The sequence below is a fragment of the Peribacillus sp. NPDC096540 genome (assembly GCF_050278525.1).
Classification (GTDB): domain Bacteria; phylum Bacillota; class Bacilli; order Bacillales; family DSM-1321; genus Peribacillus.
In genome coordinates, this window is sequence record NZ_JBNNTG010000001.1 from 255,256 (window position 1) to 271,138 (window position 15,883).

Annotated in this window: 15 protein-coding genes; 12 read left to right on the forward strand and 3 right to left on the reverse strand. The window is 38.0% G+C overall.

Annotation, left to right across the window (positions count from 1 at the left end; all coding sequences use genetic code 11):
- The first annotated feature begins 68 nt into the window (after positions 1-68).
- The 9 genes from msrA to ACQKMR_RS01180 all read left to right on the forward strand — a co-directional run bounded on the left by msrA (position 69) and on the right by ACQKMR_RS01180 (position 7,829).
- Positions 69-590, forward strand: a complete 522-nt coding sequence (gene msrA / locus ACQKMR_RS01140; protein WP_427695617.1) for a peptide-methionine (S)-S-oxide reductase MsrA — start codon at positions 69-71, stop codon at positions 588-590.
- 296 nt (positions 591-886) lie between these two features.
- Positions 887-1,582 (forward strand): response regulator transcription factor, encoded by a 696-nt coding sequence (locus tag ACQKMR_RS01145; protein WP_427695618.1) that lies wholly within the window; start codon positions 887-889, stop codon positions 1,580-1,582.
- Positions 1,579-2,934, forward strand: a complete 1,356-nt coding sequence (locus tag ACQKMR_RS01150) for a sensor histidine kinase (RefSeq protein ID WP_427695619.1) — start codon at positions 1,579-1,581, stop codon at positions 2,932-2,934. Before ACQKMR_RS01145 ends, ACQKMR_RS01150 begins: the two co-directional genes overlap by 4 nt.
- A 65-nt stretch (positions 2,935-2,999) precedes the next feature.
- Positions 3,000-3,548, forward strand: coding sequence for a PepSY domain-containing protein (locus ACQKMR_RS01155; RefSeq protein ID WP_427695620.1), 549 nt, complete (start codon positions 3,000-3,002; stop codon positions 3,546-3,548).
- A gap of 185 nt (positions 3,549-3,733) precedes the next feature.
- Positions 3,734-5,008 (forward strand): right-handed parallel beta-helix repeat-containing protein, encoded by a 1,275-nt coding sequence (locus ACQKMR_RS01160; protein ID WP_427695621.1) that lies wholly within the window; start codon positions 3,734-3,736, stop codon positions 5,006-5,008.
- Positions 5,005-5,559 (forward strand): nitrous oxide reductase accessory protein NosL, encoded by a 555-nt coding sequence (locus tag ACQKMR_RS01165; protein ID WP_427695622.1) that lies wholly within the window; start codon positions 5,005-5,007, stop codon positions 5,557-5,559. Before ACQKMR_RS01160 ends, ACQKMR_RS01165 begins: the two co-directional genes overlap by 4 nt.
- A 78-nt stretch (positions 5,560-5,637) precedes the next feature.
- Entirely contained in the window at positions 5,638-6,450 is an 813-nt protein-coding gene (locus tag ACQKMR_RS01170; protein WP_427695623.1) for an ABC transporter permease, read from the forward strand.
- Positions 6,447-7,142 carry an ABC transporter ATP-binding protein gene (locus tag ACQKMR_RS01175; RefSeq protein ID WP_427615199.1) on the forward strand — a complete coding sequence of 232 codons (696 nt, stop codon included), beginning with the start codon at positions 6,447-6,449 and terminating at the stop codon, positions 7,140-7,142. Before ACQKMR_RS01170 ends, ACQKMR_RS01175 begins: the two co-directional genes overlap by 4 nt.
- Before the next feature lie 198 nt (positions 7,143-7,340).
- Positions 7,341-7,829 carry a tetratricopeptide repeat protein gene (locus ACQKMR_RS01180; protein ID WP_427695624.1) on the forward strand — a complete coding sequence of 163 codons (489 nt, stop codon included), beginning with the start codon at positions 7,341-7,343 and terminating at the stop codon, positions 7,827-7,829.
- A 271-nt stretch (positions 7,830-8,100) separates the two neighbouring features.
- Here ACQKMR_RS01180 and shc read toward each other — a convergent pair whose 3' ends face one another.
- From shc to ACQKMR_RS01195, 3 genes are all read right to left on the reverse strand, one after another.
- A complete protein-coding gene (shc, locus tag ACQKMR_RS01185) occupies positions 8,101-9,996 on the reverse strand; it encodes a squalene--hopene cyclase (protein WP_427695625.1) in 1,896 nt (631 codons plus the stop codon).
- A gap of 172 nt (positions 9,997-10,168) precedes the next feature.
- On the reverse strand, positions 10,169-11,824 hold the full coding sequence (locus ACQKMR_RS01190) for a M14 family metallopeptidase (RefSeq protein ID WP_427695626.1): 1,656 nt from the start codon (positions 11,822-11,824) through the stop codon (positions 10,169-10,171).
- Positions 11,825-12,508: 684 nt separating this feature from the next.
- Positions 12,509-12,850 (reverse strand): DUF1450 domain-containing protein, encoded by a 342-nt coding sequence (locus tag ACQKMR_RS01195; RefSeq protein WP_427695627.1) that lies wholly within the window; start codon positions 12,848-12,850, stop codon positions 12,509-12,511.
- A 326-nt stretch (positions 12,851-13,176) separates the two neighbouring features.
- Here ACQKMR_RS01195 and ACQKMR_RS01200 point away from each other — a divergent pair, with 326 nt between their 5' ends.
- The 3 genes from ACQKMR_RS01200 to ACQKMR_RS01210 are packed head-to-tail and all read left to right on the forward strand — an operon-like array spanning position 13,177 to position 15,819.
- Positions 13,177-14,127, forward strand: a complete 951-nt coding sequence (locus ACQKMR_RS01200; RefSeq protein WP_427695782.1) for an ABC transporter permease — start codon at positions 13,177-13,179, stop codon at positions 14,125-14,127.
- A complete protein-coding gene (locus ACQKMR_RS01205) occupies positions 14,120-15,067 on the forward strand; it encodes an iron chelate uptake ABC transporter family permease subunit (RefSeq protein WP_427695628.1) in 948 nt (315 codons plus the stop codon). Before ACQKMR_RS01200 ends, ACQKMR_RS01205 begins: the two co-directional genes overlap by 8 nt.
- Positions 15,061-15,819 (forward strand): ABC transporter ATP-binding protein, encoded by a 759-nt coding sequence (locus ACQKMR_RS01210; RefSeq protein ID WP_427695629.1) that lies wholly within the window; start codon positions 15,061-15,063, stop codon positions 15,817-15,819. The genes ACQKMR_RS01205 and ACQKMR_RS01210 overlap by 7 nt, the downstream gene beginning before the upstream one ends.
- The last annotated feature ends 64 nt before the right edge of the window (positions 15,820-15,883 follow it).

Sequence of the window (15,883 nt, forward strand, 5' to 3'; positions counted from 1 at the left end):
AAACACATGATTCATTTGGATATGATATATTAATTTTTATTACTTTGGTACAGAAGGAGATGACCACTTTGCAAAAAGCTACATTTGCTGGAGGCTGTTTTTGGTGCATGGTGACACCATTTGAAGAACAACCTGGCATTGGAGGAATCGTATCGGGTTATACAGGAGGACAAGTTGAAAACCCAACTTACGAGGAAGTGAAGACGGGTACTACGGGTCATTATGAAGTCGTTGAAATTACTTTCGATCCTTTATTATTTCCTTATGAAAGACTGCTTGAACTGTATTGGCAGCAAATTGATCCAACCGACGAGGGCGGTCAATTCCATGACAGAGGAAGCCAGTATCGCACGGCTATCTTCTATCATAATGAAACTCAAAAGCAATTAGCTATTGAAACTAAGGATCAGGTAGCAGCTGGCGGTAAGTTCAAGAAACCTATAGTAACGGAAATCCTGCAGGCCCAAACCTTTTATCCAGCTGAAGAATATCATCAAGGCTATCATAAGAAAAACAAAGATGATTATAAAGCGGACCGTGCAAAATCAGGACGCGATGAATTCATCGATCAACATTGGAATGGTAAATAAAAGAACTGGATGTGTCTTCGCATCCGGTTCTTTTTTCTCGATTTGCTACTAGAAGATGATCATAAAAGAACTGCAAGTGAACTATGGATATTCAAACCATGTAAGGTTTCTCTAAATGGGAAGTAAAGTAAAGCTCTACTATTCAGCTCACGGATAAGTTCACTTCAAAGTATCCACCCTTTGATACATAGATATCATAGTTCAGATAGGTGAGAATAATATTGCCTATGTTTGTTCCATTTCTCATGATATTTTCATTTTTCTTCAGTACACTAAGGGGTAGGTGGTGTTAAAGGATGAATAAACGAATTTTAATCATAGAAGATGAAGAAAAGATTGCAAGGGTCCTAAGCCTAGAGCTGAATCACGAAGGATATCAAGCTGAATCAGCTTTTACGGGAAAAACAGGTCTGGAAAGGGCTGAAGGTGAAGAGTGGGATTTAATCTTACTGGATGTCATGCTACCGGAATTGAATGGCATAGAAGTACTTAGACGTTATCGGAAAAAGAATAGCTCAACACCAGTCATCCTCCTAACAGCCAGGGATGCTGTACCTGATAAGGTGAACGGATTGGATCATGGTGCAAATGATTATGTTACGAAACCATTTGAAATTGAAGAACTATTGGCTCGAATTCGCGCTTGTTTTCGAATACATACAGGCAAAAGCCAATCTGATGATAAAGAGGATTTTCTTATGGTCCATGATCTAAGATTAGAACTTGGGACAAGGGATATTATCAGGCAAGGTAAGCGGATTGAGTTAACTTCTCGTGAGTTCGATTTGCTTGTATACCTTATGCAAAACAAAAATCAAGTTCTGTCACGTGACCAAATTCTCTCTCATGTGTGGGGATATGATTTTGTAGGAGATACGAATGTCGTCGATGTGTATATCCGGTATTTACGAAAAAAAATAGACTATCCATATAATTTGCAACTCATCCATACCTATCGCGGAGTAGGCTATAGCTTGAAGGAGCCAGTATGAAGATTAGGACCAAAATTCAATGGTATTCCAGCCTTTTTTTAAGCGTTATGCTGGTATTGCTGAGTATCATCGTTTTAATCGCTTTTCTTTGGATCTCCATTGAGAGAGAACAAGATATGCTTGAAAATCAGGCTTCATTAATCGAAGAAAATGTAAAAGCAAAAGATCTTATGTCTGGCCATTCCAGTTTGTTAGAGCCATATACGCCAGACGATGGAATGGTACGGGTATTTGATACTGAAAGACGTTTAGTCAACATATTTACTGATGAAGAGGATCTTCAGGAGTTAATGATAAAGTCCGTTGATGAGAAGGGATATGATTTCTCCAAGGTCGATGGCGAGTATGTGTTAACCTACCGTTATCCATATCCTGAAAAAGGGCAGTCGCTTGGAATGATTGAGGTTACTCAGACTCAGGATACTCTTTTAGATCATTTATCAACACTTGCCATTGTACTTGCTGGATCATCACTTTTGGTGATTCTTATATCTATTATTGCTGGAAAGTGGCTGGCAAATCTCATTCTTAAACCAATTGCCCTCATGAGCCGGACAATGACGGATATTGAGGAAAGTGGAGAATTTAAACAGATTCCACTTTCAGATCAATCCAAGGATGAACTGCAGATAATGGGAGTAGCATTTAACCGGATGATAGGAAGGCTGGAACTAAATTTTAACCAACAGCAACAATTCCTTTCAGATGCTTCACATGAACTGAAAACACCGATTACTGTCATCGAAAGTTACTCTTCTCTATTGAAACGATGGGGAATGAAGGATGCTGCCATTCAAGAAGAGGCGGTGGAAGCGATTCATCATGAAGCAACCCGAATGAAGCAGCTGACGGAGCATCTTCTGCAGGCTGCTTCCCAAACGGTGCCTGCAGCCGACATGGAGGAAAAAGTGGAGCTTCATTCATTTTGTGAACAAATTGCCCAGACGTTTAGGCGGACGGGGAATCGTGAAGTAACTGTACAATCAGAGTTTAATGAAATATATGTGATGATCACTCCGAGCAAACTTGAACAGGTGATAGTCATTCTATTGGACAATGCGATGAAATACAGTGAGTTGAGTATAAATCTCATAATAAAACAGCAAGATGAAAGGATACTCATCTCAGTGGTGGATCAGGGCCCAGGTATCTCACCGGAACATCTGCCGCATGTATTTGAACGTTTTTATCGTGTGGATTCATCGAGGACTAGGAAAACAGGTGGCAACGGGCTCGGACTATCCATTGCACGATCACTTGTTGAGTCCTTTGAAGGCAGCCTAGAGATTCAAAGTGAACTTGGAGTTGGAACAACCGTGACGATTATACTTTCTCATCAAATTCTAATCTAGCGTTCATGTGTGTTTCATGAAGGAAGGCTATCCTTAAGGTACTAACTTAAAGGAGGAATTCATTCATGAAAGAGATATGGGGCAAAATAAAACAAAGAATCATCCAGCGGAAAAAGTTACTGATGACGGTATCCTTAGCTTCGGTTTTACTTTTCGGTGGCGTTGCTGGAACGGCGGTATATGCAGTCAATAAGGGTACGCTTTCTGAAGCTGAAGCTATCAAAATGATTTCGGAAAAACTGGGTGGAGAGGTTACGCAATTTGAAAAAGACATGGATTATCCGATGACCTATGAAATGACTGTTAAAACGGATGAAGGTTATCAGGATGTGGATGTAGATGCGAAAAAAGGGGAGATTCTTACTCAGGAGATGGAAGATGATCTTGATGAGGACATAAGTATCCAAAATGCGTTGGAAACAGCAAAAATCAGCATGGATGATGCTGAAAAGATTGCATTGAAAAAAGTTGAAGGTCAAGTAACGGATGTGGAGATGGATTCAGAGAATGGCATCTTTGTGTACGAATTGGAGATAAAACAAGATAAGAAGGAATATGATATCGAAATCGATGCCAATACAGGAGAAGTATTAAAAGTAGAATTGGATGATTAACGGTACCTATCTTTTTGGAAGCATTGCGAAGAAGCAATGCTTCTTTTGGTTATTGTATAAATAAGTGATAAATTAGCCAATACTGTTGAATAAAATTCAATTCTCATTCAAAGGCATTTCAAACTTTCTTCACAGTTCTTGTCTATAATAAATTTGGAAGTATCAGTATAGCGGGGGTATATGCTATGAAAATTTTTAAAATGGCACTTTTTTTCCTCGTTCTATCTTTTTGTCTGCCTAGCATTAGTGAAGCATCTGGATTACTGCAGGCTAGAGTTGATCGTGCCTCGGCAGGAGCAACTATCGAAATAGAAGAAGGAGTTTATGAGGAATCAATCGTTCTTTCAAAGCCGATTACCCTAAAAGGCAAAGGTGAAGTAGTGATTCGTTCTTGTGTAGAACAACCAATCATTACAATTGAAGGCAAGCACGTTTCCTTACAAAACATAAAGGTGGAACAGTGCAGTGATGTGAAGAAAAGTACAGCCATTTCTGTGATGGGGTCGAATCATAATCTTCAAAACCTGTACATTGATACAACTCAGTTTGGTATCAAGCTCGACGGTGCTCAAAACGTGATGATACAAAATAGCGAGATTACTGGAAGGCAAAATGGAAATGGAATCGACTTATGGGAGTCAAATAATAATACGATTCGAAATATGAAGATCTCTAGAGTAGTGGATGGGATTTACCTGGAACAGAGCCATGATAACTCATTAAAAGGAAATTCCTTGAGCCGTTCACGATATGGCATGCATCTGATGTATTCCAATAATAATCTGCTTAAAGAAAATGTATCCAAAGGAAACATGACTGGAACAATGTTGATGGAGGCAAAAGGTACGTCCGTTTTACATAATGAGTTTTCAGATAATAAAGATAATGTGAATGCACAAGGGCTACTAATGTATTATGTGACAGGAACAGAGATTATTGGGAATCAAATGACTGAGAATCGGGTGGGAATTTATATGGAGAACTCCCAAAAAAATCTTTTGAAGTCGAATAAGTTAACGGATAACTTTATTGGTATTCAATTTAACAAAGCGAATGAGAATAAGGTAACCCTCAATACATTTGTAGGCAATGTGAATGAAGCCCAAGCCATTGAGAGTTCAAAAAATGGCTTCATCCAAAACTATTGGGATGCTTCAGCGAAGATTGATACAAGAGGAAAGGGAACGAGTGCTATAGCTTTCACAGCTGATCCATATTTCTTAACGTTGACAAAGGATGTTCCAGAATATCAGTTGTTTTTCCAGGCCCCAGGTTTGACCTTGCTTCAGAAAATGCTGAAAAGCCCAGAAAGTCAACTATTAAAGGATCCTAGACCGCTAATGCATCCTTCTGTAGATGTGGAAAAAGAAACATCATCAAGTCCTGTATTATGGACGATTAGTGCAATCATGGTTTGTTTGAGTTTACTATTATTTATTTTTGGGAGGAAAAGAATATGAAAAAGAAGCTGAGTTATATTTTACTAGTTGGCATTTTATCAATTTTGGCAGCTTGTGGAGACAAAGAAGTTAAACCGGTTGCCATAGATGAAGCAACAGATACTTGTGAGACATGTAATATGGCAGTCGTTGATAACCAATTCGCTACGCAAATCATTTTGAAAAACGGAAAGTCCATGGTATTTGATGATATTGGTTGTATGTATGAATGGCTTGGTGAGAATGAGGATAAGGACATTGATGCAGAATTTGTAAGAGACTTTGACGATAAAGAATGGGTCTTGGTCAATGAGGCTACATATGTTTACGACACATCTGTAAAAACTCCAATGGCTTATAATGTGATTTCATTTAAAGACAGTAAAGATGCAGAGCAATATGTGACAGATCATAAAGATAGCTCTATCATGACAGCAAAAGAATTAGATAAGCATTCTTGGAAGAGAAGTAGTGAAATGATGAAAGATATGAAAAAACATGGTGAAGAAACAGATCATTCTCATTCAGAGGATGGCGAGATGGAGAAGGAACATTCAGATCATGATATGTAAGGGTTAATGACTGGACCGGCTCTGTTCATGGCCGGTCTTTTTTGAAATACTATAGAGAATTTTAAAAGGGGAATGGCGATGTGGAATATATGGCGGTCTGAACTGCGTATGACGGTAAGGCAACGTTCCTATTATTCATTTTTATTTTTATGGGTGGCTGTTTTATCGCTTTTATTTTTACTGCAAAGTAGTGCTCCCTCTTTAACAGGTTATACGAATACGACGGGTACAGTCGTCAATGTAGCGTTGTATATCATTCCGCTATTCATGTTGATAATCGGTTCTTTTTCAATCGCAAATGAAATGGAAAATGGACAGTGGCGTTTGTTGTGTACATATCCTTTATTTACACTTTCTTATATAATGGGGAAAATTGGCGGACAATACACGTCCCAGTTAATAGTTTTTACGTTCAGCTATGGAATCAGTTTGGCTATAGGCTTAATGTTTGGAGCTGGATTCGCTTCAGAATGGCTATTGGCGATTTACTTTTTTTCTATTTCACTCATATTTTTCTTTCTTGTATTGGGAATTGTGATTGGAACAATCGTTTCAACAAGGTGGCAGGCGCTATCAGTTTCTGTGATTATTTGGTTTTTCCTGATTATGATTTGGCCGACTGCGTTAATGGGGGTACTGGGATTATTCCCTTACACATGGGTCGAACCGTTGATGAAGGTCGCCCTCTTTATTAATCCGGCTGAATTGTTAAGGGTAGTATTGGTCATTGGACTCGATGGCGGAGCGGTTTTCGGTCAGGCGTATGATTCTTTAGTGACCTTCTTGGAATCTCCAGTAGCCATCCTCATTTATATCCTTTATGTGATTGGATTTATCACACTCAGCTTGTTATTTTCTATGCTCATGCTGGAATGGAGGAAAAGGCGATGACGAAATTACAAGTAGAAAGAATATCGAAGGTATATAAACATAAAACGGCTTTGACAACCAGCTCCTTTGAGGTAGAAGAAGGGACATGCGTGGTTTTGTGTGGAGGAAATGGTGCAGGGAAAAGCACGATGCTGCAAATTATAGCTGGAATTATCGCTCCTTCAAGCGGAAAGACTTCGATTAACGGTAAAGAAATTCAATTTGATCGAGATAATTATTTAGCCGAAATTGGCTTTATGCCGGATGATTTTCATGCACAGGAAATGATGACGGTTGAAGAATTTCTTTCATTTTATGGCTCTTTTCGACAAGTGAAAAAGAAACGAGTTGCTGAAGTGATGGGGCTGGTTGGATTAAGCGAAAAGAAACGTGATTTAGTCAAAAGCCTATCGAAGGGAATGAGACAGAGATTGCTTTTCGGACAATCTATCCTAGCAACACCAGCTATTTTACTGCTGGATGAACCAACAAATGGACTTGATCCGTATTGGGTCACCCGCTTTGTGGAAATTCTGAATGAGATTAAGGAAAGTGGAACAATCATCGTATTCTCCACTCACATGATGGATGTTGCAGCCGAAACAGGCGATGTTATACTCTTCATGAAGCAAGGAGAAATCATCCAGACAATTAGAAATGAAGGAAATGTGGAAGAAACAACGATGAAGTTAATGAAGTTACACCGGCAATAATGGATATAGATATAGATATAGATATAGATATAGAAGGTACTTCTGTAAAATCTTTTTAAACCCCGCCTTAAGAAGAAGACGGGGTTTTTTTCGTTGTTATTTTGCCTGGTATGAACCTATCCTTACTTTCTTGAGCTTGAGTAGGAAATAAAGGGCTGCATCTAGAAATAAGCACGTAGAGATTTTTTCAATGGGGGAATGAGAGTGGATAATTTAGAAATGGCGCTATCGTTGCGGCACCAGAAAGAATTCGAGAAATCGAATCGTCTTTTAATGAATCTTGCAAAAGAAAATCCTAATGATGCTGTAATTCAGTATCAATGTGCCTGGAGTTTAGATATTCTTGGGCTTGAGTCACAGGCTGTGCCCTATTATGAAACAGCGCTCACATTGGGTTTATCAGAGGAGGATGCAAAAGGTGCATACTTAGGGTTGGGGAGTACATATCGTACCATTGGAGAATATGAAAAATCAAAACGAACATTAGAAACAGGGCTGAGCAAGTTTCCTGAGGACAAGGCCTTAATAGTATTTAGAGCCATGGCATTCTATAATTTAGGACATCACAATTTGGCAATGGAATCCTTACTGAAAATTATTGCGGAAACGTCTAAGGATCATGCAATCCAGTCATATGCAAAAGCAATAGAATTCTATAGCGATAAACTTGATACAGTTTGGAAGTGAAAAATAATAAAACAGTGAGAATTCATCCCCAAATTATCCACAAAACCAGTATCCTTTCTGCCTAATTACTTAACAAAAAAGGAAGAATGAGTAATACTCACAACGATTGTGGATAATTAATCGTCGATGAACGGGATGTTGTCCTTTTATTGAAAAAAATGATGTGGATAACCTTGATTTGTGGATAACTGTATCTTCATCTAGCTTCCTTTTCCACAAGTAATCCACATATTCAACAGCTTTAGATAGAAAAAACGCTGATAAACAGCGCCTAGACATTCATGAATTTGTTTCTGTAGTGACTTAAGGCCAGTAGCGGGTAAATATAGCGATAGCTGTGATAATGGGTATAAAAAACGCTTGCCATGAGCTGGCCTGCAGGATAGTCATTGGTCCAGTCTTCTTTTTGAGCTCCGCGGGTGAGATAGGTGATGCCCTTTTCAATTTCAGGTGTGGGTTTGTCAGATGTTGCAATCAACGCATCCACAGCCCAAGCCGTATGTGTCAGGGTACTGGTCCCGAGAGGTATATAATGCTGCTTGATGTCACTATAACAAGATTCACCCCAGCCGCCATCTTTATTTTGGATTTTTTTTAACCAGGAGATGGCTTTTTTGATGGCAGGATGTTCAGAGGAATGCCCAGCTGCCTTCAGTCCAGTCAGTGCTGACCATGTGCCATATAGGTAACATATTCCCCAGCGTCCGTACCAGGAGCCGTCCTGCTCCTGGTCTTTCAAGAGCCAATCTACGGCTTTTTTGCTGACTTTCTCAGGTTTCTTCAAATTTGTATAGTTCCCTAGAAATTCAAGCGTCCTGCCTGTTAAATCAGCTGTCGACGGATCAGTCAAGAGGTAATGTGATCCTTCGAAAGGAATGAGATGTACCCATTTATGATCGCTTTCTCGTTCAAATGCGGGAAATCCTCCATCGTCATTTTGCATGGAAATTGTGAAGGCGACACCACGCTGCCAGCTTTCCAGATTACCAGGTTTTGCTTGCATTTGACCTGCAAGCGCCCGTAATGATGCCGTCGTATCATCTACATCTGGATTCATTGTATTCAAATCAGAGAAACCCCAGCCACCTGGGACCGCGTCAGGATTATGAATTAACCAATCTCCATACATATAATGCTGGCGTGACAGTAAATACTGATTGGCGGACTTTACAGTTTCATCTTTTGATGGCAGTCCGGCTTCTTGCAGGGCATAGCTGATTAAGGATGTATTCCAAACATGTGCTGTTGTAAATTGGATATGTGTGTGACCATCAATGGAACAGGACATTCCCTTTAAACCGGAAACAGCTTTTAGGATTACAGGATCTTTTTTCGAGTAGCCGGTTGAAAGTAGGGCAAAAATCATGAAAAAGGTAGCCCCAAAATAATTATACAACGTTCCGTCGGGTTCTAGCCGGTCGAGCATAAATCGTTTTGTGGTTTCTAGGGCCAAGGAATGAAGATAATCTGGATAACCAATTAAAGTTTTGACACCTGTTTGAAGTTTGGAAAAGAAGGAGCGGTATTCGTCGGTTCGATATTCTTTCCACACATGCTCTTCAGACCGTTCCTCCCTTGTTTGATATAAATCTTTTAAACTAGGTGTGTTTGGGGTCATGATCTGGAACCTTTCATGTCCTAGTAAAAGCATAGGGACCATGTTGACACGCCCATATACGGATAGGTCATAAATGCTGAAGAAGAATGTTGGCGGCAGTAATATAGCTTCGAGCGGGATCGGGAATAGGAGTGGCCATTTATATTGTCCAGTGATGGTGAGCATCATTTTAGTTAATATTTTGGCCTGTTTAATTCCACCTTGAGAAAGAATGAATTGTTTGGCTTTCCTCATATGAGGATCTTGTTTTTTTCGCAGTCCGCTATAAAGAAGACCATAATAAGCTTCAATAGTGACTGAAAGATTACCGTCCTTTTCATCATGAAAAAGTCTCCAAGAACCGTTTTCCGTTTGTCTGCTTTCAATCCTTTTTACTAATGCCTCTATTAAAGAGGCATCTTCTATTTCTAAAACTTTAAGTAAAATAATCATATAGGCATCAGCTGTTATCCCAGTGTCAAAGGGATAATTCCAAGATCCATCTGCAGATTGGTCTTGTTTTAAGCGATGAATAAGGCGGTTCATTTCCAATTGCACATGCTGGTTCAAAGTCGTTCCCCCTCCTAAACACATCGTCCGTTTATATATATTCAAAAACTCTCAACACATTCAAAAAATAAAGTCGGCCAATAGGTTTAAAAGTGAATTAAATAGGAGTTCAAAAATAAAACGCTTCAGCAACGAAAGCTGCTAAAGCGTTTTAGAAAGTAGTCGAAATGTTTTATTTAACTGGTAATGCTGATTGTTTCATATAGCGATAAATCGGAAGTTCTTTTCCCTTAACAGCAGGGATGAAGCTGAATGTTACATAGCTATCTATTCCTTCAGGCTCGAGTGCAAGGGAAATGAAGTTAGCGTCAGGTTGGTCCATGTTAAATACATAGCTTCCTTTTGGGAAATCTTGTTTTTTATTAGTGACAGTGGTTTTCACTTCTTTGATTGTGTGCCCGCTTTCAAGTTCAGTGGAAACCGTCAAATCTTTTACGTTATAGCTTTCGACAGGTATTTTTACAGGCTTTTTTAATTTTTTCACTTGAACTCCCAATACCTGCAGTTTTTGTGCAATATCTTTGTATTCGGGTGGAAGGATATAGGCTGTTGGTCGATCTCTAACAAGGGTAGGGTAGGCATCGGTAGAATCCAGCCAATCGATAGGCGTATCGACCTTTTTGGCTTTTGCTAAATCGACTACTGTTAACCTTTGATTTTTCATTAATTTATTTTCGCTAGTGATGACAATTTTGTCATTATCATTTGCTTTTCTCCCTTTTTTCACCACTTCATTTTCAGCCTGCGTGACCACCTTTTTTACTTTATTGGCCTGATCAGCTGTCGTTTTAATGAAGGCAGCCTGAGCTGTAGCTTGTGCATAAACACGACGTTTGAAGTCAGTACGACCGATATTGATTCCCCTAGTTTCAATTAAATAGGTCATCGTATTTTTCAATCCGAGAGCGTTGCGACCGATGCGGGCTTCTGTGCTTCCTTCAGTAGCCGTAAGAATTCCAGTATCAGAAGTATCGAGTGTATAGTAATCATGATAGGAAAGCTTTTCTTTTTCCAATGTTTTAAAAACATTAGGCAAAAGAAGTTCATCGGATGCTTTTCGAAGCTGTTCCGGAATATTTAAATTCTTTGCTGATGAAATGAGCAGATCATAGGAAGCGATGGATCCATTTGCGCCTACATTTTTAAGGGGAGCGGGGTTCACTGTATATTCATGTACATCAAGAATGACTTCAGGCTCATATTCATTGATGGCTTGATGAATAGTCTGTACCTCAGGATACTCCACTTTTAAGTAATCTCGATTCGCATCCATGTCATTTGCGGTAAATCGTTTGAAATAATAGGAGCCATCTGGATTTACGCGTGGAACGATGGCAATGTTCACTTTATCGAGGACGTCACCAAGTTTTCCTTCAGCAAGCCATTGGGCAATCACTAATGTAGATTCACCAGAGGCGGGTTCATTGCCATGAATCTGACCTTGAATCCAAATCAACGGTTTATTAGTGTCCTTTTTCAGCTTTTTTGAATCCTTGCTGAAAAGGAGCATCGGGATATCGCGTCCTTCTGTAGATTGACCGATTGTCTTAATCTGGATATTTTCACTTTTGTGGGATAGGGTTTTGATATAAGCAATCATTTCTTCTTGGCTCGTAAAGGCAATCTTGTCATGTTGAAAGGAAGGTGTCTTGAAGGAAACTTTAGGGTCTGGGAAAAGGTAGGAGAGATTCTCAGGCTGTATGTAGCTTGGACCCTTGCCATAATAAGGGGTAAATTCATCTGCCTGAGCGATAGAGCCTAGGCCCGGCAATCCAGTGATAAGACTTAGAGAGACAACAGAAACAATCGTTGGTATGATCTTTTTCACAGACGTCCTCCTAATTAATCTTTTTTCCATAAATTATCATATATAATACTGAAAAAACAGTATAAACGATAAAAATAGTAAAAAACAGGAAGTATCTACTAGGTTGATAAAGGGCACTCTATGGCTTGGTGCCCAGTAGTAGTTAAGTATTTTGCTACTCCTCATAAATCCATTGTAAAACCAATATCAAAGAAATCCCCATCTGCAAAAATCCGATGGGGATTTCTCTACTTATAAATAAGGATAAAACAACAATAAGAGAGTTCTAGCCGTGAAACAGTAGTATGCGAAGTACTTAAGATCTCCTTTTTCCATAACGCCCCATGAAACATTTCATTGCAAAGGAAGTAACGAAAGATGGAAGAGGAGTAGTATTCAATGGTATCTTTAAACAAAATAATAAAAAGTCCCACAGGAATCGATTAGATGACAAAATATAAGGCGAAATTCAAATCAGCCTCATATGTATCATCTATTTTATTAACTTATATCATATGCATTTGTTGTCTAATAGGCAGAAAAATTGATAACAAAAAATAAGTAGTACCGCTAATCCTTTTATTCAGTCCTATAGTATAGAAGGAATAGGAGTTATAGTTTTTCTTCATTATAATTTTAGGGATATAATTAAAGTCTCTACAATAAAATAAGGACCAAAGCAATTTGAAGTTGCTTGGCCCGTATTTATTTTAATATGTTTTGTAACTGGTTTAACAAATCTTGTGTATTTTCCCCACTCATAATCTCCCCGTTTACTTTAGCATAGGGTGTCTTTTTACAAAGTTTACATTCACTTAAACATTCATATTCTTTATATTGAATCCGGGGGTTCGTCAAGAACTTTCCATAAACAGCGAGTGTTTGTTCATTAAGGAATCGGTCAAGATTATTTTGACAAAATTCAATCTGGATTTTCTCTTTTTTTGTGAACATTTTAGAAAGAAAAGTTTTCATCATATCGCTACTTTCATTGACAGAGTAAATATATGTTATTTTGATTTTAGCACTTAATGTTGCGAAATGCATGGTTTAATATGTCAAATCTAATCCACAAATTTATATTTACTATAAATGGATTGTGGAAACAGGGGAGGATGCAATTTCCAATTTATCAAAGTATTTCGCTTGTATATGTTGACACATGTCAAAGGAATGGTAGAATAGAAATGACTACGATATTGATAATGAATCTCATTATCAAAAAAACGAAAACACGTGCAGTTATTGTAGCTCATGGGTCTTATTTTTAATTAAAAATAGATAAAAACGTACTTATAGTCTTTATTCATATATTTTCAATTAAAAATATTATCACTGTGTTTTTACTGATATAGGAAGAGTAGGAAATGAAGATGAAGATAAGATATTTAGTCACGGCGTTAATTGTTTTATCATTTACCTCATTATTCATTGGAGTAAAAGATATTACGCCTCTCGATTTATTAGATTTAAGTGATGATAAAGTGCAAATAATGCTGCAAAGCCGTTTTCCTAGAGTGGTAACTATTGTCATTGCTGGGGTGGTTATGAGTATCAGTGGCCTAATCATGCAGCAATTGAGCAGAAATAAATTTGTATCACCAACAACTGCCGGTACGATGGATTCTGCAAGGTTGGGACTTCTTCTTGCTATTATCATTTTTCCATCAGCAGCACTTATTGAGAAAATGGCATTCGCCTTCATATTCGCTTTGGCAGGCACTTTCTTGTTCATGAAAATTCTTGATCAAGTTAAATATAAGGATACGATTTTCATTCCATTGGTTGGTTTGATGTTTGGTAATATCGTCGGATCTATTTCAACTTTCTTTGCTTATAAATATGATTTGATTCAAAGTCTCAACACATGGATGAATGGGGATTTCTCGATGATTATGTCGGGAAGATATGAACTAATATATTTAAGTATCCCTTTGGTCATTCTCGCATACTTCTTTGCTAATAAATTCACTGTGGCAGGTATGGGTGAGGAGTTTGCTATCAATCTTGGACTTAATTATAAATTTGTAGTCAATTTTGGATTGGTTATCGTAGCATTATCCTCTACTGTCGTCTTGTTAACCGTAGGAACCATTCCTTTTATAGGACTGATTGTACCTAATATTGTTTCACTTTACCTTGGTGATAATTTGAAGAAGAGTCTTTCTCATACAGCATTGCTAGGGGCTGTGTTCCTATTGATCTGCGATATTCTGGGCCGGATTATCATTTATCCATTTGAAATTCCGATTGGTCTCGTAGTTGGTGTAATAGGAAGCGCCGTATTTATCTATCTGATAATGAGGAGAAAGGCATATGAATAATAGAGGAAAAATTATTTTACTAGCTGCTGTTGCAACTGTTTTAACAGCAGGTTATATCTTTTGGGATCTTGGCCCAAATTGGGATTATGCACTTCCAAGAAGGGTTATCAAAATTATCGCCATAATTGTGGTTGGTTGTGCGATTGCCTTTGCAACAGTAGTTTTTCAGACAGTAACAAATAATAAAATTTTAACACCGAGCATTTTAGGATTAGATTCTATGTATATGCTGATTCAAACAGGAGTCATCTTTCTGTTCGGTTCAACACATGTCATGATTTTAAATAAAAATCTCAATTTCCTTGTTACTTTGACAGCTATGCTTATTTTCTCCAGTCTGCTGTTCAAGTTCATGTTCAAGCGAAATCGAAATATTTATTTTCTCTTGCTGATAGGCATCATTTTCGGAACATTATTCGGCAGTATGTCATCATTTATGCAGGTATTGATTGACCCGAATGAATTTCAAATCATTCAAAATAAAATGTTTGCGAGTTTTAACAATGTCAATACGGACTTATTGACATTAGCTATTGTCCTCATGATAGCAGTAATCGTATATTTTATGAGATTTTTGAAGTATTTAGATGTCATGTCCTTAGGGAGAGACCAAGCCATAAACTTAGGTGTGGATTATGATTTTGTTACGAAACGGGTTTTAATCGTTGTCACGATTTTAATCTCCATTTCAACGGCTCTGATAGGTCCTATCACATTCCTCGGCTTACTTGTTGCCAATGTGGCTTATCAATTTATTAAATCTTATCAGCACAAACATATCATTCCGAGTGCGATGCTGATTAGTGTGATTGCTTTGGTCGGCGGCCAATTCATAGTTGAGAGAATCTTCACCTTCTCAACCACTTTGAGTGTCATTATCAACTTTGTTGGCGGTGTCTATTTCATCTATCTTCTATTAAAGGAGAATAAGTCATGGTAGAAGTGAAAAGTTTATTCAAAAAATATAATAATAAAACGGTTGTCGAGGATGTATCCATTGAAATTACCAAAGGGAAAATCACTTCTTTCATCGGACCTAATGGTGCGGGGAAAAGTACGGTTCTTTCGATGATCAGCCGGCTCATTACTAAAGATTCAGGGGAAGTCCTGATTGATGGTAAAGACATGGGGAAATTCAACAGCAATGAGCTAGCGAAAAAAATAGCTATCCTAAAGCAAGCTAACCACATAAATATCCGATTAACGATTCGTGAACTCGTCGCCTTTGGTCGATTCCCTTATTCACAAGGAAAATTGACTAAAGAGGATTGGAAATATGTCGATGAAGCGATTGAATATATGGAACTTGCGAATATGCAGGATAAGTTTCTTGATCAGCTTAGCGGGGGCCAACAACAACGGGCATTCATTGCAATGGTAATTGCACAAAATACAGAGTATGTACTTCTTGACGAACCTTTGAACAATTTGGACATGAAGCATTCTGTCCAAATTATGAAAGTATTAAGAAGATTGGCTGATGAATTAGGGAAAACAGTCATTATCGTCATTCATGATATAAATTTTGCATCCTGTTATTCCGACTATATTGTCGCACTTAAGGATGGAAAGGTTGTCCAAAATGGACCTACCGAGCAAGTCATTAATTCCAATGTATTAAAGGAAATCTATGATATGGATATTGAGATTCAAAATATCAATGATAATAAGATTTGCGTGTACTTTACTTAGGATTTATGCCATATGGTTTTAAATTACTTCATTATTCGTAACCAACTAGGAAACATTACGAAAA

What these genes read in the sequence shown, in the direction of transcription:
- ACQKMR_RS01200 (WP_427695782.1), top strand. Translation starts at nt 13,177, where the DNA reads ATGAAGATAAGATATTTAGTCACGGCGTTAATTGTTTTATCATTTACC.
- ACQKMR_RS01145 (WP_427695618.1), top strand. Translation starts at nt 887, where the DNA reads ATGAATAAACGAATTTTAATCATAGAAGATGAAGAAAAGATTGCAAGG.
- ACQKMR_RS01205 (WP_427695628.1), top strand. Translation starts at nt 14,120, where the DNA reads ATGAATAATAGAGGAAAAATTATTTTACTAGCTGCTGTTGCAACTGTT.
- ACQKMR_RS01160 (WP_427695621.1), top strand. Translation starts at nt 3,734, where the DNA reads ATGAAAATTTTTAAAATGGCACTTTTTTTCCTCGTTCTATCTTTTTGT.
- ACQKMR_RS01175 (WP_427615199.1), top strand. Translation starts at nt 6,447, where the DNA reads ATGACGAAATTACAAGTAGAAAGAATATCGAAGGTATATAAACATAAA.
- ACQKMR_RS01165 (WP_427695622.1), top strand. Translation starts at nt 5,005, where the DNA reads ATGAAAAAGAAGCTGAGTTATATTTTACTAGTTGGCATTTTATCAATT.
- ACQKMR_RS01210 (WP_427695629.1), top strand. Translation starts at nt 15,061, where the DNA reads ATGGTAGAAGTGAAAAGTTTATTCAAAAAATATAATAATAAAACGGTT.
- ACQKMR_RS01150 (WP_427695619.1), top strand. Translation starts at nt 1,579, where the DNA reads ATGAAGATTAGGACCAAAATTCAATGGTATTCCAGCCTTTTTTTAAGC.
- ACQKMR_RS01180 (WP_427695624.1), top strand. Translation starts at nt 7,341, where the DNA reads ATGAGAGTGGATAATTTAGAAATGGCGCTATCGTTGCGGCACCAGAAA.
- ACQKMR_RS01195 (WP_427695627.1), bottom strand. Translation starts at nt 12,850, where the DNA reads ATGCATTTCGCAACATTAAGTGCTAAAATCAAAATAACATATATTTAC.
- ACQKMR_RS01170 (WP_427695623.1), top strand. Translation starts at nt 5,638, where the DNA reads ATGTGGAATATATGGCGGTCTGAACTGCGTATGACGGTAAGGCAACGT.
- ACQKMR_RS01155 (WP_427695620.1), top strand. Translation starts at nt 3,000, where the DNA reads ATGAAAGAGATATGGGGCAAAATAAAACAAAGAATCATCCAGCGGAAA.